Below are 23,981 nucleotides of genomic sequence, written 5' to 3' on the forward strand. Positions count from 1 at the left end.
TTCATGCTTTTGCACATGCAAAAAGCACCTAAGGTTATGGTTTTCCCATTTTAGATGCCTTAAACTTCATTATATCTTTAGTCAGGGATTTGTCCTTCGGATTAAAGTTTAAAAGCTCGGATGCAATTCGTGGCTGAGCTTCAATGCAGTCAGCAACAATTTCATAAGCAATGTCCCTCAAAGGCACCTGAATCGATGGGTGTTTATGAAATTCAATCTTGATAACCTGTAAAAAGGTTTCTTGCTTGCTTTTTTCAAGTTCATTGGCATAAAACGTCTTATTTCATTTATCAGCAGTTCAGTATTTTCAATGTTTACGAAGTAATTATTAAGGCAGTTGTAGGCATCCAGGTTCTGGTGCCAGCCTTGCAGAAGAAGCGCTTGCCCTTTTAAAGGCTGTTTCATCTTTTTACGATAGATAATTGAGGCTCTTACATACTGTTTGTTTTTTATGTAATCTTCAATAACCATTTCATAATAGCGGTTGGCTTCTTTCGAATTCTTTAGCAGTGTATACAAGTCGGCTACTTTTTCAGGCTGTTGCAATTCTTTATAAATTTCTATGGCTTTCATATATAGGCGGCCTTTCTCAAAACACGTTGCTGCCCGGTCTCTATCTTTGCAATGCTTCAGGTAAATAGCTCCTGCTTCGCCATAGTAGCCTCCTTCTTCTAAAACCTGACCTGCCATGAACGGGTTATTCAGCAATTTTAGATAGACCGCTGCCGCCTTATGGTATTCCTTCTGAGCAACAAAATCTTTGGCAAGCTTTTCATATTGGTTTTGTAATGTTTCAAATTTGGACATATCTATTCTGGCAGCCCTGGAAGAACGCCTGTTTCCATCCGGTGATGCCTTAAAGGCTTTATAAATTAACCAGATGGCTATCAAAATTACAGGGATTGAAGAAGCATCCTTTTTATTGGTAAAAAATACTGCTATAAAAACTATGGCAGCAATCAATACCCATATTCTGGCTGCCAGACCAATTTTTGACCCTTCTCTTGATTCTCCGCCTATCGTTTTACCAAACTTAAACTTTCCGTCTCCTCCACCGCGATAACTACCCATAACATCAAGCGGAATACCCAATAGTAGAGCCTTTTCAGGATGTTTCTTCAGAAGTTCCAATAGTTTATCAACCTCCCTGTGATTGCCCTTCATTAATTTATCAATATTTAAAGACAGGTCATAAGCCGCATCGGTTTTTACCTGTTCTTCTATACTTTTGGCAAGGCTGTTTTCATCAGCCTGTATACTGATCGAGTGAAGCTTATCAGGAATATAAATGCCTTCAGAAGGGCGCGTTATTTCTGCCTCTGCTACATCTGGTAATTTTATTAGCTGGCTCCAGTCAATTTCTTCTGTTAGTTCTACCATACCTATATGCGGATGCATTACATAAGCATGGCCTGAAAATTGCCGTGACCATTCTGCCTGACTGATTTCAGGAAAAGTGATAGTGTTTTCAGGAATAAAAAGCTTGTTATTGATACACTGCATATAGTTGTTACTGCCAATATCGATAGGTTCTATCCCCTTTTCGGGTACAACAAGGCAACCGAATATTTTATTGGCTGTATTATCAGGCAGTGCATATATCCGGGCCTTTTCAGGGTCAATGCCCAATTTATATATGCCTTGCAGCCATTCCCGGGCATCAGAGCCTTTTATGAGTATTCCCTTTCGGGGAAAACTATTTTTATGAAAGGGCTTAATCTCAAACACCATGGCTTAGAATAGTATTTATAAATGGCTGTAAAAATCTCTTTTCAAATTCTTCTACTGATATTATCTCCATATGCGCAGGTTCTTCTTTAAAATAGTCTTTACTGCCTGCAAAACAAGAGTCTGTGGCCATTGCCAGCTCAGTATTCAGTGTAGTAGGCAAGTAGAAAGTTGGTATACTCCTATCACTACTTATAAATATCAGCATCCCCAACTTGTCTCGTTGTATGATACTGCCATCAGGAAAAAGAAACCTGTTTTCTTTTTTTTCATAGACACTTTCTATTGCGGGCACAAAATCTCTGCTTGTTACTAAACTGATTCGGGTGTAATTAGAAGATCTTTTATCAAAAGCGAGACAATGTTTACCAAGATGTAATTGTTTTTTTTTCGTGACGAATAAAGGATTGAAGTTCTGCAATATATCATTCCCAACATTGCCTTTCTCAAATATATCAATCCTCTCTTTAACCTCCATAAAAAAACCATTTAAGTGTTCTAATGATTCAACATGCTTGATATGCAGTGCTTCGTTCTGAACAATTAATTTGAAGTTTTCTTTTATAGTTTTGTTAAAAAGGTAGAAGCCATTATTATAAAAAATTGAATAGTCGTAAGCTTGACCTTTTAATTGGATTTTTTGCTTATGAAATTCTCCGGTATTAAGATTGAGAACACTCACATACATTTTATTTGGATAAAAAGCGGCAAGTATGTAATCGCCAACTTCATTTACTTCTAAGGCATACTTACCGTTTTGACTGACTGAAAGGTTTTGGAGCATTAGTTCTGCACCTTTGAGATGTCTAAAGTAATGATGGGCATCAGCAGGTATTTCTACCTGAGTTTTAAACAAATGTCCGGAATTTGTAAGCTGGTAAAACACGTCTTTATTAAGTGAGAAAACGGCAATACTCTTTTTAGGTGGTGGCAATAGTATCGGGTAATTCAAATCAGGTGTTGTATTGCCCCTCACTTTAGTGGCGTGTGGCTGCTGTGTTTTACCTGAAGGTGAGGGCTTTTGGCTCCATAGTTCTTCCAGCGGCAAATAAATATGCTGTATCAGTTTCCTTCCACGGTTTTGTACTTTAAAAAAGTTAATATTCCCATCTGCCTCAACTGTAATTATATATTTTATCTTATCATAGTTTTCGCTTAATGCTCGTTGCATATCAGTAGATGAAAGAGCATCTTCTGATGTTATTAAAAAGAACTCCGAGTGTTTCAGGTCAGTATTGATTGTCAGTATCTCATTAAGTAAAGCAGCTGTATCCAGTTTTGTACCTAAACTGTTAAGGCCATCTATCACATCAATAACCGTCTCTGCAACTACTTCCTTATATCCATTTCCCAAAGTGAATATCCTGCATTCAATATCTGTTTTTGGATGGGTTGCAATTGCCAAAGCCGATGCGAACGCAAGTATTTTGGGAGTACCCCAGTTTTTAAGTGAACAGTCTATCAACAGCAGGCGTACTAATTTGTCAGTCTCAGGAGGTACCTCTCTTTTTAAGTACAGTGCTTCGTTATTAGCAATACGCGTCATAAAAACCTCATCATCATTGGCGAACTCAGATATTAGCAATTTATCAAAATCACCTTTATTGGCAAGGTCGGATACACCACCCAAAGGCTGGTGGCTTGGTGCAGAATGATGGAGTGGTATGTTCAACCCTCCCCAGATACGATGAATAAGACTGCCAATCTGGAATGTCCTGCGCTCATGGATAAGCTCATCTACAAAACTTCGCGATGGCCCGGGGGTGGGTTCCTGCTCCATGATTCTTTCATTAAGCGCAGGCAGTGGCTCAGGTAAACCTGTTATAGCAGCTAAAACAGACTCAGTTGTAGGATATTTTACATGCAAATATGCCAGTGTATGAAGGTCTCTTTTAATATTAGTTTCTGGAAAAAGCTTTTTTTCGGCGCACTCTATAAGCAAACGCTTATTAGTCTTATAAGTGCGCATTATAATTTGTGCCTTATAATCTGCAACCCGATTATGGCAGCCTTTAAAAATTGCCTGCAATACTTGCTTTCTCTTATCGCCTGTTTTTAATTCAGGAGGCAGTTCAGTAAGGGTTTTCAGAAAGTTATGGGCATTTGTAAAACTTTTTGGATATTCTTGTGCTTTCTGTACAGTCTGACTCCTGTCTATTATCTCAAAGACGTTAATGAGTGAGTCCTCAGCTGTAGGGTTTGTGGCTATCAGTGCCAGCAGCAATGAGCCAAACGGTGGGAAACCATCTAACGAAAGCAGTTCAAGGGTTTCCATCACAAAGCTTTCGTAGGCTATGGTATTGCCTTCAGGTATTGAAAGGGTCTCAAAAACGCTGTTAGCCGCATGTAATTCGTTTTCCCACTCCCAAAAATAATTGTCATACGACTGGAAATAATTCTGAAAATCCATATTAGTTACCCTGCGGATAGGTTAAACGAAATGAACTTATAGAGAGCTGCACAAAAGCCTCTTTTTCTATAGGTATGTAAGTGTTGTCATCCTGCCATAAAATAACCATGTTGTTCATCGGGTCTATCTGCTGTTTTAGCTTTTTGGCAAGCAGAGGTAATTCAAATTCAAAACCTGATGGCAGTAAAAAATCATTATTTAGCCAGTAGGTGCGCCCGGGCAAAGGCAGTAATGGTGTACCTGCAATGAGCAGATTATCGTCGATGCCCACCCATTTTAGCTTGTTGAGCCTTACTTTTGGCGCAGTCTGTATATATTCCCCAGCGTTTTTTTTGTCTGCAAGCAGGGCAAAAACGGGCTGCTCTTTATCAGCAGCCACTATTCTGATAGCAATTTTTTGTCTTATACCAAAATAATTATGGTTAAACGATGGTAACGTTAAAGGTAAAGTGTAAGCCAATGGCGACCACAGCATGCCCTGAGGTAATTTCTTTACCGGCAAAAGGCTATCTTTTAAAAAAAGAAGCCCGTTTTTCAAATAATATACTTTACTATATGGCAGCCCTTTAATTAAAACGCTGTCAGCCTGCTCAGAGTTAATATCCTTTAGCCATAGAGTGTCTCCTTCAAAAGCTGCCCTTAGATTGTCCCAGTGCCTGATGGAGCCCAATGTTTCTTTATGGGCAGCAGGTATCTCCAGCAGGTAATCTTTTATAGGGTTTGCAGTATTTTCTGCCATAAGGCTTCAATTTCTTGTTGTATATATTGTTTTTGTTCGTTGTTCTTAATCCAGTCGCAACGGGTCTGCAAGTAACGGAGTTTATCTTTTATAACATTTTTCTCTTCAAAAGAGAGTGAGCTATCCTCCCATCTTTCGGCAAGTTGTCGCACATCTTTAATTACCTCCTCAGGATTCGGAGCCTTATTAAATGCGGCCTGCGGATGTGCCGCTGCATTTGTATCTTTCTCTATAACCTTATTTATTATGCTTTCAAGCACTTCTATCTGTTCTTCGGTATCCCAAATGTATTTGAGTACCCATAAATCAGAAAGAGTTGCCTCTTTACGGCCGCACATCAATGCACTTGCGGCAATAAGACTCTGAAGTTTTACAGCCCTTCTGTCAGATACTTTTATACCTGTGTTTCTAAGGGTGTGCACGAGGTCTGCATATTGCTGGCGGATGCCTTTCAGTTCTACATTCTTGCAGAATGCCTGTAATTGTATTATCTCTTCTGCATCTATGGTAGCAAGCTCGCTGGCAATAGAATTCTCTAATTTCCACCCAGCTATGAGCACTTCATTCAACTGGTCGGGGTTAACATAATCACATTTAATACGAATAAGGAAACGATCAAGTAACGCATTGAGGGCTTCATCCTCAGGCAGTACGTTACTGGCCCCTACAAACATAAGTGCCGGTAGTTTTCTGGTTTCTTTGCCTCTTCTGAAAATCTTTTCGTTAAGCGCCATCAGCAAGCTATTTAGAATGGCAGAGTTGGCATTGAAAATCTCATCAAGAAAAACCATTGATGCCTCAGGCAACATGCCTTCTGTATTGGTGACAAGTTCGCCTTCCTTTAGCTTTTTAATATCAAAAGGGCCAAATATCTCATTAGGCTCCGTAAAACGGGTAAGTAAATATTCAAAATTTTTGCCCTGTGCTATTCTTTCTGACAAGGCTCTTACAATGGCACTTTTTGCTGTTCCCGGAGGCCCCAGTAAAAAGGCATTTTCTCTGGCTACAAGGCCAATTCCTAATAAATCTATTATTTCGTTCTTGCCTACAAAAATGCTTTTAAGCTCCGTTAATGCCTTGTTTAATTTTTCTACAGTAGCCATATATACTTTAGATGATTGCCCTAGGGCGTTGATATTTGGTTAGTGAATTCGCGCCATAAACTACTTTGATAATTGCCCAAATTAGCAAGTAATGCGCTGTTCATGTCGGGTTGTTCTGCCCATTCTGCTGCCTTTCTTTCTGTAATTCTGTCTAGATAAAGCTGCTTAAGGCAATTATTTTCAATAATGGTTTCTATATTCGCGTCAAAAAATTCTCCGTAAATGTCTATAGCTGAATAAGGAAATTGTTTAAGATATTGTTCTACTAAGGGTATCAGTGGGTCATTTACATCTATTTCTTCGAGCGCATTTTTCAACGTTGGCAAAAAGCGCAGGCATAAGTCAGCCGATAGCATAACGGACGCATCTATACTGCCTATGTAGGGTGGAACAAGTAAGTGTAGCTCAGCCGGTTTTTTTTCACGATAAACAAATAGCTGTGCTACTGCATATATCGTTTTAGCTGCCCATAGTGCCGCCGACGACGAAAAGGCAGGAGGCGTAAAAGGATAATCAACACTTTCCTTCTCGTATTCACTTTTCAAAAAAACTATAACCTCCTGCTTCTCTTCATTAGGAATATCCTTCAATTTTTCATAGAGGGTAATGTGCTCATTAGCACGCAAATGATAGATTGTTTCAAGAAAAGGCTTGAGTGGGTAATTCATACAAAATTCTACCTGTTTAAAGAAAACAACTGATTTAGTCTATTAAAAATTTGAGGATTAAGTAATTTTACGATAAAGGAATTACAGAAATCTACCTATCAACAATTAGTAGTTGAGACTTGGCACCCACACTTAGCAATTATACTCAAAAAAAAGGCAAATCGATACCATTCAGTCTGATATCGATTTGAAGCCTATTTAGCTTGTAACTATCAATTTCACCTTGCCAGCTTAAATTGCCAGGCTGGCATAATGAAACCCAATAAAATTAAATATGTCATTTCTAAGGTTACTGAGGGTATAAATAAATCGTGTTAACGATTTGTTTACTTAATCCCTTATCATTCGACCATCGAAGTCTGGCTGCGCCAGTATAACCGCCATCCCAGATTTCAAATTTTATTGAATACTTTTGTCCGGCTTGTAAATACACAGTTTTGGTAGCTGTAAACTCGGTTTCCGGATGCGAAGTATTATCATCTATTAATTGTTCAGAGTTTATCCATAACCTGACGCCATCATCTCCGGCACCGTAGAAGGTATAATTTCCGCTTACTGGTGGTTCTATATACCCTTCCCATCTCACAGAAAAATCATTATTTACACCTGCCACGGGTGATAAAGCCCATTCGAAGTCAATCTTAGGGTCAATTTTGGTTACAGCCGGGGTTGTCTGGTTCATACCACTAAAAGATGTAGTATTAAAATACCTGGCTGTCAGGCCGGTTCCGTTAGGTGGTGGTGTCTGTCTAACTGAAACGGTTAGAGAAGCAGCCTCTCCTTTAATAGATACAATACCAAACTTTGTTACTCTGTTTGAAATTTCTGTTGCTGTATAGGCCGGAACGGTTACACTAATCTGTTTGTCTCCATAAGCATTATACGGATTTGTGTTTATCCAGTTTTCGTTAACCGTGGCTGACCAAAATTTGCTTGATGTTACATTAACAAGTTCTGTTCCGCCCGCAGAGCCGAAAACAAGCGAACTTTTATCAACTATTAAAGTATTTGAGTTAGTCGGGCAACCTATCGGCTGAAATTTAAACTCACGGTAAGAGCCTGTAAATGTAATGGCTTTTGTAAATCCACCTTCATCTGTCCAGTCGATTCCATAATTCTGGTTATATTGTCTGAAGTTGAAACGTTCATTTTCTGAAGGTGTTATGGTCCATTTTTGTGAGATTTTGTCACTAAAAAAACCGGTGCTTACTATTTTGGCCGGATGCTCGCCAAAAGGTATAAATGCCTCAAGGATTTTCCCCTGGAAATCTGACATTGAAATAACTTTGTAATAATCACCAACCTTCTCTAATTTCCATACCTGGTCTTTGTTTCCGGTATAACCTCTAAATTGGGTAGTATAATTTTCCATCATCTGTAGCACTTTATCGTTGGCCACACCTCTGATAACAAAGCACTTGTTATGTAGCAAATCTGATTCATTTGCCGTTGGTGTATACTTCGGATACAGGTATTGTTGAGGGATTATTTGTTTAGAAATACCAGCATTGCTAGACCATTTCAACCTGAATGCCCCAACTCCTCCCATATCCCATGCAAAAATTCTGATAGGGTATTTATATCCGGCTTTCAATTCTAAAGTTTTAAGGCCTTGCACTTCAATATCAAAATTATTTATTTCAGAATCAACTATCTTTTCGTTATTAATAAATGCCCTCATTCCATCATCCATATTTGCATAAAACGTGTAGATACCGTTATCTGGCACTTCCAGGTAGCCTTCCCAGATAATCATGAAATCGAGTAGCATACCAGGAACCGGATTGCCACCATAGTTTACATTTACTGTTGGCTCAACCCTAATTAAATCAGGTGATATGGTTTTGATGGCTAGTGAATCCTGACCAACTATACCAGAAATTCGGTTATAATATTGAGCCAGTAAACCAGTGCCATTTGACACACCGGCCTGTCTTACATCTATTTCTCTTACTATTCCATCAATAGAGATTCTGATGGTTCCCTTTCTTTCCTCGCCGGCATTGGCAGTTACACTAAGCGTAAAAGTACCATTATTAACCCCCGAAACAATCGACCGGTTAAGCCAGGTGGAGTCGGTTGTTGATATCTGCCAGCTGGTATTTGATGTTACAGCAATACTTACTGACTGAGCCTTGTTTGAAAAAACCAGGTCATACTTGTCCAGCTCCAACTTTAAATCTTTAAGAACTTCACTCTGAACTTCTTTCCAGTTTGAAACATTGCCATTTTCGGTAACAGACCTTATCTGGTATTTATAGGCTTTCGTAAACTCTACTTTTTCATCTACAAAGCTATATGCAGTGGTATCGCCTGCTGAAACCACCGTTAGAAGTGACGGTTTTTCTTCAGGCGTTTTTACTTCAGCTCTGTAAATTTCAAATTCTTTGGCAGCATTCGGTGTATAACCCCAGTTTAGCTGAACGCTTTTGATTGAGTGCATGGCAACAGCTGTAAAAGGGGTTGGCATTGGTCTTTTCAGGGTGTCGGGCAATGACACCACATACAATTGCATACAATTACACTCTACACTGTTATTAAGCGCGGTATCGGCAGGCATGGCAGGTGCCAGATTAGGAGTGTTAAAGCACGACCGGTTGTTGGTGCCATCGTAAGCAATAATACTATAGACATACGATTTACCAGCCAAAGCAGTTGGGTCTTCCCATTCTACCGTATTATCGGTGGCGGTAAAGTATTTAACCCTCTGAAAATTACAATCTGAATTTGTCAGTTCTTTTCTGACAATCTCATGGCGTATTACCTTTCCTGCTATCTGTTTTTCAGGGCTCTGGTCAAAATAGATTTTCAGTTTGCCATTACTGTTATACCCATGCTTTTTTATGATGGGAGGCATAGGCCGTCTGGTATCAGGCTTCTGATGCGTAATAAAGGTGGGCAAAGATTCATTATAATTTGAATCATAGGCCATTACGGCATACTTAAACTGCGGAAACTCCATATTCAGCGATAGGGTATCTACCACGTTCAACACCTTTCGTATACCTCTGCCCAGAAAAATCTTTTCAGTTTCGGTACCAACTTGCCTGTAAACCTGATAACCCAGCAGGTCTGGGTCTGTATTGGCGTTCCAGGAAAGAGTAATCCGGTAATCGCCATCTGTTTTTATTGTATTAATAGCAAGGCCTGTAGGTGCGGCAGGTGGGGTTCTGTCTATACGGGTAACAATATACGCCAGCGAGAAAGTGGTGTCTCCACCAATGCCCAGCGCCCCTATTCTGAAATAAACAGAGCTTGTGGTATCGCTTAGTTTATTAAATATGGTAGAAGCAGGTATGTTAAGGGTGGTTAAGGTTTTTGTGATAGCCGTAGTGTCTGAAACAACCGAATTGGCCGCAAACAAAGTGTCAGTTTTTGATGCCTGAATTACATACCCGTTAATATTATTGAGATGCTCGGTAGTCTGGGTAGTGGCTATCGGAAATTGCCATGTAAATTTATAGTTTGCACCTATTCTTTCAATATCTGTAAAACCCGGAATCTCTTTCAGTTCCCGATAAATTGTTGTGTCTTTGGTTGTACTGGCAACCTCGTCGCCAAAGTAAGAAATACCCGTTACTTTATACCGGTACATCTTGGTTGTGTTCAGTATTGAGTCTGAATAGTAGTTGGCATTCAGCTCAGTAAAGTTTATAAATGGCAAGGAGTTATTGGCCGAATCTACAGTTAAACGTTTAAAGGCTCCCCAGTTAGCGTCGCTTGTCAACTTTTCGGCTCTGTCAATGTAATAGCCTGCATATATTTTCCGCTCGCTGTCATCTTCCTCATTGGTGGTTACGCCCCACTTCAGAATTACCCGCCCTTTCGAGTCTTTATTTTTTACAGTCTTTAGGCCTTTCGGCTGTGGCAAAACCGTGTTCTGTACCTGAATAGGTGGCGAAGTATATCTGGCCTGAACAACGCTTGAACTGTTGAGCAACTCTACCCTGTAAGTATAAAAAACGCCTGTACTTACATTGGTATCAGTATATCCTAACCCGGCCAGCTTTGCTGCACCGTATCTTAAATCTGCTGCAAGCGAAGCCATAAAGTGCCTTTCTGAAAGCGCTCCGCTGATGAGGTTGTCCTTACTTGGGTTGGGGTTAGTACTGAACGGATAATATGCATTAAACAGAAGTTTATAGAACAGGTCATTCCAATTGGCCTGCCAGGCTGTGGTTGATGAGTCTGTTGATATCAGTTTCAGATTTGAGGTAGTAATTGTTTCCAGCGGGGTTCCCGTTGTATCACTGGTGCTATATTTCCTCCTGATCAGCCTGAAACTACCGCCTTGTGTGGCAATATTCCACTTGGCAGAGTCTTCGGGCATCCAACGCATTAAAATCTGATTCGACGGGCTGGTTTTGGTCAGATACTTAAAATCAAAGGCATTTTGGCCAAAGGCTGTATCTGCGAAGAACAATAAAAAGCAAAGGGTAAATATATGTTTGTAAACTTTCATGTTTTTAAATCTTTGTGGCATAAGCATTAAATACCGTAGCAGTCTTTACCCAGGGTAACGCCAAAGTTGAGTGTCTTCCGTTTGGTAAGTCTAAGGCCAATCTGCCCGTTAAACTTCGATGGAGCAAAGCCCTGGGCCTCCAGCAAAACGCCCAGACCCGCACTAAATAACTGCACTTTTTTTCTAAAGATGTAAATACCTGCTCTGGCATTAACGATACCATACAACCTGCCGTTGGCTCTGAACTTGTTATTACAGGCAGGGTTACTGGCCAGTATCACATCAAGGCCTGCGGTGGCATCACCAATTATGTACCCAATACCACCATCCAGGTTATATTGCATCTTTATTTTCGCACCAAATGCAAATCCGTTTCCGTTAGCAACTGTGCTTATATCGGAGTAATTCCGGCTGGTACTTGGCGCATCGCTGCCCGAATAGCCAAAAAATGCCTGTACGTCAGGGTCAACCGGTATGTAGCTTGGAACGCCTCTTCCTATCATTAAATAAGCCGATGCCTCAGCAAAATTGCCAAGTCTGATACCAATGCGATTGTAGTATGAACCCAGATGGACATAAAAGCCTCCGTTAAGTTTTCCACCAATATGAATTACCCCTCTTCCTGCCAACCCGTTGTTAATACCCACCAGTTGCATACCCCCTGCTGAGGTATTGATATATACCTCAGCCTCTGCGTGCAAAAATTTCTTTTCAAAATCAAGCATAAAACCCAGTGCAACCGCTATATCGCCTTTCGACTCTATGTCTGCCTGTGTCTGCCTGGTTCTGGCTTTGGTAGAGACACTATTCTGTGTATGAGGAGGAACCTTATTAGTGGCCTCTTCAGTTGATAAACCTGTTGATGAATTGCCGGTGGCCATTTTAACATAGTCAGTCTTTAAATCCGGCGCTCTGTACTCACTGGTAAAAACACCATTACCCCACAAGGCAATGTTGTTTATACCACCATTATTGTTCATTGAAAAATCAATGCTTACCCTACCCAGAAACGTAGGCTTTAATGAAGTTCCTGCCTTATTCTGAATGCCTACCATGGCTTTAAAGCCAAATGCAATATTTTTGTCTTTGATGTATTCAATATCCGTACCGTTCAGCACAGGTTTCATGTTAAAATACACACCCAAACCTACACCGTTGATACCGAGGTCAAGAAATCCGGTTGGAATAGACCCGGAAGAAGTGGTGCCTGGTGTTATTATGGGGTCTCCGGAAGTATTATAAGTAACAACTGAAGGGGCGCTAGAGGCATAAAAACTGGCGTAACCGTATCTGTAATTATTGGCCTTGTCGTATCCGAACTTTACCTGCGCATCTACCCCAAATGGAAATGGCTTTTTCATGGCCACTATCAGAGTTCCATCAAAGCCTTTATCGGTAGCGTTGTCAAAAATGTTTACATAGCCCAGAAAATCCATAGCCGTGGTTGAGCCATTGATTCTGATACTTTTCAGTTGAAACCCTTTAAATTTGAGTTTCCCGGTAGAAGGAATGTACTCCGACTTAAGTGTAAAGGTACTGGTACCGGAGAATCTGTTTTGTGCCAGTGATATTTTCAACCCCATGCCAATGTTAATGATATTCGAATTGGCATTGGCTTCTTTGCTTAATTTTGTAACCACTACAGGAAAGTTAGCAATTCGGGAATTATCGCTACTTACATACTCAATGCCCTCAAGGCCTACCTCCATATTCCCGGTAGTTACATTCCTTTTGGCACTCAGCCCAGTAAACTGAATACCTTTAAAATTAATGGTCTCGCTGTCGGTGTAGGTTGGACTGTCAGATTCTGACGCCGTGTATTTGCCTCCAATCTTCACCTCACCACTCAGGTATGCCGATGGGTAGAACTGCCCGTTTTGTACCAGCAGCTCAACCTTAGACCCTGCATATATTTTTCCTTTAGCAGGCCAGCATTTAAAGTTAATTTCTGTGTTTGTTACTGTATTGACAGAGAACAGAAAACTACCATCCTGATTGACACTGGCATCATACTGAAACAAGTCCGAATCGCCATCGCCCGTCATAGGGGTGCTTATACCCCCGCCAAAGCCTCCGTTGGTGAGTCTGTTCTGTACAAAACCAAGATTCAAAGAGTTGAGGGTTAACCGCCATTTAGAGGCGTCGCAGTCTGCCAGATTTCCTGTGGCACTTATCTGCCCCGTAAAACCTGAGCGGTCTATAATGGTATTACTTACATTCAAGCTAAAAGGCGTAACATTACCCCCGCTACTGCGACTTTTGAATTCTTTGGATAATAACACACTCAGGCTACCGATATACAAGCCCCTCCACTTTTCATCTTTATCACCCGAGTAGGCAGCCGGAAATGCTGTGCCGGGCATACCCATCTGTTTATCGCTTAAGTCAATAATAGCATTCTGTAACTTAAAGCCGAATTTTTCAAAACCGGCCACAGCAAAGGCTTTGTTTGTGTTGATAGGTATAACCAGGTCTCTTAAACCTGTTGGCCCGACCCAGATTCCGGAGCTACTATTATAGGTTTGAAGCGTTACTCTTTCATTACCTGCTATTACCTCACGTGTGGTTTCATTGAAAGGGACAATCACATTTCTTGGGAACACCACATCGGCGGCTATGCTCAGACCTGCAAACTTACCGCAATCGTATTGTATAAAGGTCTTGCTTAAATCGGCACTGGCAGCACTGGCTGCCCCTTTCAGGGTCATGGTCCAGCTTTTCATCGGTATCGGAAAATCTCCCAGTAATACCAGTTTGATAGGTGAGCCTGATGTGCCTTTCATACCGCCACTCCGGCTGATTCTGACACCCGATACCCCAAAGAACAAATCTCTCTCTTTTTGCTCTACATCGGGGTTATCAAGCATAAACTTGTACCTCACAAATATGGTGGCCTCGGCGTGGTCGCTGAAAAAGTTGACCTCGCTGATGCCCAGCATTATTTCTGAGTTGTCTGAGATAACCTCTTTAATACCCACAGGTACCTTAAACAGATCATCATAATTGATGTCTGCCAGCACCTTGTCTGGGTTGTTGTCAAGATGATTGAAAACCTTGGCTGCGGCGCTTCTGTCGTTTGTGGCAGAGGGGGGTACAAAGAGCTTCAGGTCCTCCATCTTGTCTACATAGCCCTGCGCACTCAGCTGGGTTTGTAGCTTGGCAAATGCCTTGTGCAGCTCTGCATTTACTGCCGCTTTAGGTACCGCAGCTTCATCCACTGCCACAGCAGCGGGTAGTGGTTTATCTGACTCCTTTTTCTTAGTACCCGGCCCGTCATCGCTGGCATGAGCCGCCAACGTAAAGCCGCATACTAATAACAGCAAAGCCCAGATTTTACATATAGGTTTGTAGAATTGCTTCATTTTATAGGTTTTTCTCTTTAAATATCACAGTGAGGATGGTGTTTGGTAATTTTATGCTCTTTTTACTTTTGGTTAAAAACATATTTCTAAATACTGTATTTCAAACTTTCTTGCGTTTTTCGAGACTATTTGAATAATCTTTATCGCTGTTAACATCTCCTTCTAATTGCTTCATCTTTTCCTCATTTAATTAAGAAGTTAAATACTCTTTGTCAATTTCTTTCAAGTCGCAACAGTAAGAAATTATATTTTTGCTCTTCTCTGCTTACTTAGTGGCAACATTAGATAGAATATATCAAACCCTCTATCGTCATAAATGTCTAATACTGTTATAAACTCTTCTTGATTTATACATACTTGAATCCTTAAGTTAAGTGCTGGCTCTTTAGCCATTTCATAATTAAAATGATTCTCCAATAATAATTTTAAAAAGAATTCATCTATATCTGTATCTTCTACGAAAATAACACCAGGAATTTTACCATAATTGTATGAAATACTAATATTGAAGTTATTATTGCTAGAATTATTGAAGAACTCTTTCAAAACCTCATCATTTTCCCAGTAAAGAATTTTATAGGTTACAGTTTTAATACATTTAATAGATAAGATGAATTTAATGATGAAGCCAGCCTTCTTTTTTAATTCAATATTTTCTATATCAAACCTACCTGTTATTATATTTTTACCCTTCTTACTTTTCAATAATTTAAGAAGCAGTATATCAAAATTTTCAGAATTGATAAAATTTTTACTCATCATTCTTATCTTTTAAAAATATTAAGGTTTTCGTCTGCTGTTCCTATCCTTTTTAACTTACCACCCACTTCTTCGAATACTTTCCAAGCACCACCATTATGAGAATCTACATCCTTTGAATAATACTTCCCTTTATATTCATAAACTTTTTGACCATGCTGATAGCCAAATTTCTTTGTTTGTGTAAATCCTTTAGGAATAACACTCTTTGCATTCTTAGCGAGTTCAACTCCAACTTCACTAACATTATCGCAATTTTTACCCTTCGGGGGATTAGCATTTACACGCAAATTACTACCAATTGCGCATATCCCCCAAAGGTCATAAGTTCCTTTTCCTTTAGTACCATCGGCAAATTCCACCTCACCCTCTATAGTACCCAGATACTGGTTATGTGCAGAAGTTTTCTTTTTAACTTTTTTATAAACTCCGTTTACATACTCCATCGCCTCGCCAGCAATACCACCCGTTGCATTACGAATTATAAACTTACCTGTTTTACCAGCTCCTTTCTTAAAAGCAACGCCGGCCTTACTCATTATTTTTGAGGTAACGTCAAGTTTGTTAGATATTTCAGATACCTTTTGTACCACTTCGGCGAGCTTAGCCGCTTTCATGGCTTTCAGACCAACTGTTATTGTTCCGGCTCCAATAAACATAGACGCTATCTCAAAAGCTGTGCGCCCGTTGTAATATCTGTTCATTGGCGCCATACCCACATTGTTTTCTATAAACTTCCCAACTTGCGTTACAACGCCACCCCATACTTTTTCAAATGCATCTTTATTAAAAAGACCCACCAGGCCTTGAACAGCCTCCCAGGAATCTGTAACCATTTTTTTGCAATCATCCCTAAAAAAAGCGGTGGCGTTCAGGCAGCTAACAACCTTTGCTAATTGCCATACAGAAGTACCTGTTTCCTTAAGTGCAATATAACCCCCATCAAGAAGTCCACTATAAAAGGCGAGTGTACCGTCGTTTTCATATAAAGATTTAGGAATAAATCCGCCATCTACAGGACTTGAGCTAAGTGCCTGACTTATCTTTGTAAAGTATTTCCCTAAATATTTATCGTAAATGGACGTTACCAAATCACGTCCCCACGGAAAGTCAAAGGAGGTGCTAGCCACACGTGTATTAGATGAACTGTATGCACTTAAACTGCTCAACAATTCGTCCAATTCCGCAAGTGCTGGTGCTTTTTCAGCATCAGTAAGTGCATAATCGTCCTGAATGGAGTCTCTGAGTTTTTGTCCGGATTCAAGAAGCATTGCCGCAGCTTCTTTACTTTCTATTGAACTTGACGAAGCTCCGTAAGTCTGTGCGGCTTTTTCAAAATCTTCATAGAAATCACCCAACAACTCAATAAACTTACTAGGCTCAATGAAATTACCCCACGTTGGGTCATACTGTACTGATACTTTGTTGGTAATGCCTGATTTCAGCTGGTAACACTGGTCTATCTGTATACCAGTAAACTCAACGGCTACATCGGTCTGTGCGTCTCCTTTTATGGTTAGAGTGGTATAGCCTTTACCTGTCCAACCGTTTACTTCGTTACCGGTTACTTCGGTTACTTTTACTTCGTAGTCTCCGGCATTGAAATAATCCCCTACCGACAATGCTTTTAGTTTGTTATTATCTATTGTGCCTACGGCTCCTGTATCACCGCAGTTTTTAAAGGAGTCATCCAGCAGTGTACAAGGCTGAGAAGAAATATCCAGCACCACTTCGCATCCGGCGGCAATGGTTGCCTTGTAAGTACCCATCACCGGGGCTTCCACTGTCAAGGCATCCGCGCCTTGTTGCGGAGAGCCATTAGGCCCTGTCCAAACCGGTTTCAGGTATAGTGGTCTAACGCCGTCGTAGGTTTCAAGGGTTATTACCAGTTTATCAAACTGGTCGCGGGTGTTAGGTTTACGCGGCATCCGGCTGGTGTATTCACCGGTTATAGGGTTCTGGGCGCGTAGTACAAAATCATCACACAAAGACACCATCAAATCGGTAGTGCCAGTGGTTTCGCAAAAGGCATCAGGGTTTGCGCCGCTTACCTTTGCTTTTACGGTATATACTCCGCTGTAAGTAACCTCGGGGTTAGTAATGGTTACGGTTCTTCCACCAGCGCCAAAGGTAATTTTGTTGGCAATGGCTACCACCTCGGTGCCGTCGGGGTAATACCATTTATAGGTAGCCCCTTCAATAGCCGTGGCCGTCAGCGTTACACTGCCGTTGGTAGTTACAGGGCCGTTATTAGATGCCTTGAAACTCTCTGAAAACGGCGACTCTATGGATATTTCTTTGGGGTCGCTGTAATAACTATTGTCGGGCTTGTTACACCTTACGGCTACTGTCTGCGGCAAATACACCGTTATACTCTGGCTGAAGTTGTTCCAGCCTCTTTCGGCAGTGTACCATTGGTAATACCAGGCCTGGCCGTTAGATTCAACCGGGCAGCCGGTGGCAGTTAACGTTACAGGGTTGTTTGGGCAAACCCTGGCAGCGCCTGTTACAATGGCGCCTATGTCTCCGGCAGGCGCAAGGTATATCATAGACCAGTCTGGCGCTACGCCGGGGTCGTTTACACAACGGGCAGAATAGTAGCCCGGCCCTGATACTGTTAGTGGGTTAACGTTACCAGCGGTGCCGCTGCTACCCCATTTCCATTGCAGCTGGCCGTAGTCACAGCCGTAGGCGGTAAGTGTGGCGGTTTCAGATACAGCTACCTGCTTTTTATTAGATACTATTCTTAGGGCGTCACCGGGTGCCAGTAATACTTCGGCAGTGCGCAATGGCCCTATGCCCCCGCCGGGCAGCGTACAGGCTGCTTCAATTTTTACAGGACCCTGTACAGAAAAAGCTTTTTCGAATTTAACGGTATGAGACCCATCAGCAAAAATAACCTTGGCATAATAAGTTGCCGGATTACAACCACTCAGGCTTACATTGACCAGGTCTGATGGGCGCGCCAACAGTTTGTCGGTGGCAATATTGGCGGCATCGGGCTGGCAAGCCGTAACATTAATAGATGTTTCAGGGCCGCTTACTCCAAAGCGGTTACAGAATACCTTGTAAGTGCCGGGCCCAACAGAGCTGAGTGTACGGCCTATTTCGGTGGCGCCTGATGGCAATACCCAGTTGACGGTTCCGTCTGAACAGCCATTGGTTGTGAGCAGAAATGCCTCATTAGTAAACACGCAAGACTTGCTGGTAATCATGTTTACTGCACCAGGCGGAGCAGTTTCAATGTTTATTTCGCTCCAGGGGCCTGCACTTCTGTCTGTTACCACGCATCGTGCTCTGTAACGGCCCGGCCCTGTAAATGTAACCGGTGAACCTGACACAAAGCCCGCTTTGGTTTCCCACTGAACCGAGCCCATAGTACAGCCCGTTGCGGTGGCAATAAACTGCTCGAACGGACCCACCTTTATAACAGGGTTGCCAGGTGCGTCTTTATTGGTGGTTATCTGCACACCCGGTACCTTAAGCATGTATAAGATTACCTCTGCCCATGGCCCCACCTGATTACCCACAACGCAGCGGGCGCGGTAAGTTCCGGCGCCGATTACATTTGTAGTGTTTCCTGTTCTTATATCGCCGAAGATATCCCATTGCACACCGGCCAGACTGCTTGTACAGCCCGAGGCAGTAAGGGTTATGTTTTCGTTATCATAAACATTATATTTTGATGCCGAAATAGCGATGGCATCCACTGTATTCGGATGGATGGTAATATAGACCCACTCGCTAGTCTGGTTACCCATTACGCAGCGCGCCTGATAGGTACCGGGTCCTGTTACGGTCTGGTTTCTGCCGGAAACATAGGTTTCACCAAATTTCCACTGGATACCTGCTCTGGAATCATTACAGCCAAGTGCATTAAGACTCACCGATTCTACCTCAAATGCTTTTACCTTGTCTGAAGTAAGCTGAATGTTATCGAGATTTTTGGCATTAATGATGGTTCTTTCCCAAGGGCCTGTAACAGGCCCCGAATAAAGGCATGCAGCCAGATAAGCACCCGAGCCAGTAACATTGACAGTCGATACATTATTAATTATTGTTCCATTGATATTCCATGAATAATTGCCGGGGCAACCTGAAGCTGTAAGTGTAACAACGTCAATATCGTAAGCATCAGTTTGATTTGCTGTTATTTTCGGCTTATCATACTGTTTGAGTGTTATAGTAATTGTAGTAAATTGAAATTCTGTCTCCAGAGCATTAGCCGCAATGTGGGTAGGAACACAACGCGCCGCATAAGTACCCGGCCCACTTACAGATAACGGGTTCTTGTTTTCAGAATCCGTAATATAGGCACCATCTTTTTTCCATTGTATTTTTGAATTTTGTGCAGGGCAGCCCATTGCCTTAATTGCAAATGTCTGGCCTGCCACAGCCTCATAACCTGGCAAATCAGGTTTCAGGGTTAAACCTGCCGTTACTTTTATTTCGTTAGATTTTGGACTTTCGCCGCAATTTGAATTAAAGCAGCTGGCGAAGTAAACACCAATATCAGCGATTTTAACTGGCGTTCCAGTTATAGGCAGCAATGAATACCCGTTTTCTTCAACTCTATACCATTTTATAGTTTCGTTTACACCTTTACAGCCATCAGTACTTAAAGTAGCAACCTCTGGCAGGCTTATATTCGTCGGGTTACCTGTAATCGTTGGCGCCGATGGAGTTTGGCTGTTAATGATAATTTGATTTGATGTGGCCGTTGTAACTACACCAACAATTGTGACGGAGCAGGTAGCATAATAAACACCCTGCTCTTTTACTGAAAGCGTTAAAGACGCTTTGGGCTCGCTAAAGTCTTTTCCTTGGCTATGCCATCTAACAGTATTTGCCTGACATACTTTAGGCTCAGCCACCAGATTAATTGCTGGCACAGCGCATAGTGAAGTACCGTTTGTTTCTTTAATACTTATGGCCGGGGTAATGGTACATTTGGTAATGGTAATGGGCAACTGGTATGTTACTGTTGAACTTACCTTACACCGGGCAGTGTACGTTTTGTCTGCAGTAACTACAAATGGACGATTAATGTCGCTTAATCTCGTAGTACCATCAAACCATCCACTTTCAGCACTATTATCAGGACAGTTCAAGGCTGTCAGGGAGATAGATTTTACCTTATCACAAAGTTCTGTTGAACCTGATGTATTCTGTATTGTGAAATTTTTAACGGTAAATGTATTTGATTCCAACGAAGACCAGGACGGCGAATTACCGGAACAACCAACGTTATAAATTCCTTCATACACAGTTATTGTCGGATGACCAATGAAGCGCGGCACAGTTCCATACATCTCCTCATCCGAGTCCCAAATAAATTGAGATCCGGCAGGACAATTGGTTGATAGTGTAACTGGCTGAGGAGTAGGACACTGAGGACATGAAACCGATAAGCCAGTAATTGTGGGTTTAAAAGATGAAATACCAATTGATTTGGTTACATTCGCACATCCAGTTCTTTTTGCAGTTACTGTATAGGTTGTAGCAACATATTTTGAAACGTAGATTTCCTTAGTCGTTGCTCCATTTGACCATTCATAATTTACGTTTGATTGAGAAGAATGTGCAATTAATTTAATTTGTTCTCCAACTTCCTGAGCCGTTATTGAGAGATCAAGGTTATCGCACAAAAATTCACAAGAAAGTTTGTCTGCACCAGTTGTAACATTTAAATCCAAAAAAGTCTGATAGTCAGGACCATTACCAGGACCCCAATAATTGGAAACAAGGAGGACATAAAACTTATCTTTTTGTAAATTTAAATCTATTTTTTCTTCATGGTTCCTGCTGTAGCTACACCAGCCTGAAGCTACTCTATCTCCTGCACACACAAATGGAGTTGATTGCGTTTTAGAAAGAGAGTCAGTAAGAACAGGCTTGTTGTCAAATGGACCCCAAACAATAAAGTCTAAGTCATTATCACCATTCTTCTCATCTTTATTCTCTTGCTTTAAACGTGTTTTAATATTAGCCTTAAATGCACCATTGTTTGATGCTTTAAAATACATCCATGTTACTCTGGAAGGTGGAGAACAATTCCCTGCAAGACACCCCCAGTTGGGAACATTTGTGGGTGCAGAACCATCCTGAATAATAACTTTACTTGTCTGATTACAAATTGGAATAGCATCTGAAAGAGATGCGCCTTTTGTTTCTATTGCTGCCTCCCTCGCCTTTACCTTATCAATATACAAGTCTTCTGATATTGATTGCGGGCAGCCAAGGTTTCTCTCAGATACTACATAACCGTTAAACCGATTGCCTTTAATCTCAAATTCGCTGTTTGTACTAAAATTTACACCATCATCAGAAAACAGATATTTGTCATTGCCCTTTACTCTTAAACTAATATAGTTTTTACCCTCTTTTATAAACTGATGGCTGCCTAAATGATACGCTTCATACTTGCACTTTTGGGCATCATACACAGTTACGATCAGTTCGGCTTTTTTTACAAATGTATTTTTATCGTTAAAATCGCCATTGGTTCTGATTAACGTAAAACCCGTGGTGTTATCAATAGGAAGCGAAGTAAAGTATCCTCTTAAAGTATATACTCGCTTCCGGGTGTTGGCATTCAACTGGGCTCTCAGGTAATCATAATAATCTCCGCCCGTCTGTACAAAGCCATTAGGTAAAACTACCTTTATGGTATAGTCTTTGAGTTCTTCAAAAGTATAGAGTTGCTGCGGTGATACAGGCAGTAGCTCAGCAGTGATGGTCAGTTCCAGTTCTTCACCTATGGCAATGGAGTCTTTGCTGGCTTTTAGCCTGAATACAATAGGGTCATTACCATTTGCTTTTTCATCGGTTGAATGAATAGTGGCAAATGCCGGGGCTTTGGCAACAGAATCGCGTTCAGAAACAATAGTAGATTCATTATTGGAAAAGGCACCTGAAGAATCAGTTGCTAAAGTAGCAGACTCAATTAAAGGCTGAACCTCTGCTAAAGGCTGGGGGACTGAATTTGGAACATACCATTTCTTAGGCTGATACTGACTTTGTACTACCGGAATTGACGGTTCACTGAAAACACTTGTGCTTCCATCAGAAATGCCGGATAATGTATAATTGGCTTGTTCAGGTTCATTTTGAAAATTAACTGCATTGAGCAGAGAAACAGTGGGTATGTTTTCTGCGGCAGGTAAAAGAATTTTGTAATAATTTAACCTACCTGCTACCAGGAGCGGTATTAAAACAGTTAATAAAAGAAACCTGATGTAGAAGTTTTTCATATTAATATTGGTAAGTCTTTAGCGGTCGTTGTCTGGTTGACACTGATATTTTATTAGGCCTTGCTTTAAGATTAATTTTTGTAAGTATTTCTTGCTCTGGTCGTTTCAGTCCATAGCGCTATTGCCTAACAAATTGAAATGCCAGGGCAAGAAACGGAGTGCCAATATCTTTGTTTAGTGACATGAACACATGATAAAACAATGGATTAGCCAATCAAGAAGTGAAAAAATCTTGAAATTGATTGGTTAACTATTGGCTTAAGTTTCCAGAAATAGTAATTGAATGAAAATGCTGTAAATAAAAAACAGCGGGGGGTGTGGTGGATAAAATTCTATTCATAAATTTTAAGGATAGTGGAAGTTTCGTTTAAATATGTGGTTAATAAGAAAATCAATAGCCAATCGGCATATCACTCAAATAGTGATTACCGAAATGAACCTAAGTTTTTTATGATTGATTTAAAAAGACAATCTCTTGCACAGCACATCTAAATATCTCTTAAATCAGACTGATTAACAATTGAAGAAAAAATAACTTTTGGAATGGAATTTTAGTCACAAATTTTATCCAAATCAAGTTGTAATATCAGTTTCAAGAAAACACTTAAAAAAAGTATTTTTCAATAGTACAAAGTAAATTTTTTGAAAATTAAAAAACAATAGTTCGTTCTTTTTTTTGTTCTTGTAAAGATTGTACTATTATTCGGGCACAACAAAATTACCTAAATATTTATAGAATGAATAAAATTTAGGTTAACTCAAAATTCGGTTTTACATTAACTACCGCCAGTCCGCAAACTTTAACAACATCTGCCACTAAATTCCAAATAAACTGTTTTTTAAGGTTATGGCTATACCATTATTAGCATTTGACAAGCCGAAAAACTTTATGGTTCCTTGTTGAAAAGCCCTGAGCATTAATTTTTTTACAGAACCCAGGAAGGCGCACAGTAAAGGCAAAAGTTTGAATATCTCAGGCAAGTGATGCTCTCAATTATTGCATCACCCCACAACTTTTAGGGTTTGAACCTATATTATACCAAAAAGCTCGAAATAGGCCAAATTTGAGCATATCCCGGGCTTATCTATGCTCTAATATATTAATAATCAAAAAAAATGTCGCTACAAAGGGAAGCCTTCGTGTGCGGAAAATTGGATTACCTCTCAGGAACAACTATTGTTAGACCCAGATATTATCTGGTATGGTGGTCAGCAATATCATAACGGTAAAGAAAATTTCAGTGGTAAATCTTTTGGATTCATACCTTAAACTTAATTGTGATTATAGTATGCTACTCCCCAATGGTTGTACCACGAAGTGGTAAAGTTAAGTTGAGAATAAATAATTTATTGTTGTAAATCTGTGTTGAAAGCGGGAAATAACTCAAAGAGTTATTCTCGTTTTCAACACTTTTTCTTTTTGGTTCTTTTTCTTTTTGTTAGTAAGCTGTGATTATGTTGATAACTAAGCTGCCTTAATCAAGTAAAGACCCTGGG

General features: G+C 40.6%; 9 protein-coding genes. All 9 read right to left on the reverse strand.

The features are described 5' to 3' along the window. Positions 1 to 177: 177 nt before the first annotated feature. Positions 178 to 1,731 carry a hypothetical protein gene (locus NZ848_RS05450; protein WP_259014669.1) on the reverse strand — a complete coding sequence of 518 codons (1,554 nt, stop codon included), beginning with the start codon at positions 1,729 to 1,731 and terminating at the stop codon, positions 178 to 180. Then, the gene (locus NZ848_RS05455; RefSeq protein WP_259014670.1) at positions 1,721 to 4,138 is read right to left on the reverse strand and encodes a hypothetical protein; all 2,418 of its coding nucleotides are present in this window, start codon (positions 4,136 to 4,138) and stop codon (positions 1,721 to 1,723) included. Before NZ848_RS05455 ends, NZ848_RS05450 begins: the two co-directional genes overlap by 11 nt. Position 4,139: 1 nt before the next feature. Further along, entirely contained in the window at positions 4,140 to 4,877 is a 738-nt protein-coding gene (locus NZ848_RS05460) for a hypothetical protein (protein ID WP_259014671.1), read from the reverse strand. Beyond that, complete coding sequence (locus NZ848_RS05465) at positions 4,850 to 5,980, reverse strand: AAA family ATPase (protein ID WP_259014672.1); 1,131 nt, start codon at positions 5,978 to 5,980, stop codon at positions 4,850 to 4,852. The genes NZ848_RS05460 and NZ848_RS05465 overlap by 28 nt, the downstream gene beginning before the upstream one ends. Positions 5,981 to 6,000: 20 nt before the next feature. Next, positions 6,001 to 6,648: a hypothetical protein gene (locus tag NZ848_RS05470; protein WP_259014673.1), complete on the reverse strand. Its 648-nt coding sequence runs from the start codon at positions 6,646 to 6,648 to the stop codon at positions 6,001 to 6,003. Between the two features lie 289 nt (positions 6,649 to 6,937). Further along, complete coding sequence (locus NZ848_RS05475) at positions 6,938 to 11,110, reverse strand: PA14 domain-containing protein (protein WP_259014674.1); 4,173 nt, start codon at positions 11,108 to 11,110, stop codon at positions 6,938 to 6,940. A 26-nt stretch (positions 11,111 to 11,136) separates the two neighbouring features. Continuing rightward, on the reverse strand, positions 11,137 to 14,472 hold the full coding sequence (locus NZ848_RS05480) for a hypothetical protein (RefSeq protein WP_259014675.1): 3,336 nt from the start codon (positions 14,470 to 14,472) through the stop codon (positions 11,137 to 11,139). 243 nt (positions 14,473 to 14,715) lie between these two features. After that, positions 14,716 to 15,231, reverse strand: a complete 516-nt coding sequence (locus NZ848_RS05485) for a hypothetical protein (RefSeq protein WP_259014676.1) — start codon at positions 15,229 to 15,231, stop codon at positions 14,716 to 14,718. Positions 15,232 to 15,236: 5 nt separating this feature from the next. Continuing rightward, positions 15,237 to 22,484, reverse strand: a complete 7,248-nt coding sequence (locus NZ848_RS05490; protein ID WP_259014677.1) for a toxin C-terminal domain-containing protein — start codon at positions 22,482 to 22,484, stop codon at positions 15,237 to 15,239. Between the last annotated feature and the right edge of the window lie 1,497 nt (positions 22,485 to 23,981).

The sequence above is a fragment of the Emticicia fluvialis genome, assembly GCF_024793945.1.
Taxonomy (GTDB): domain Bacteria; phylum Bacteroidota; class Bacteroidia; order Cytophagales; family Spirosomataceae; genus Emticicia; species Emticicia fluvialis.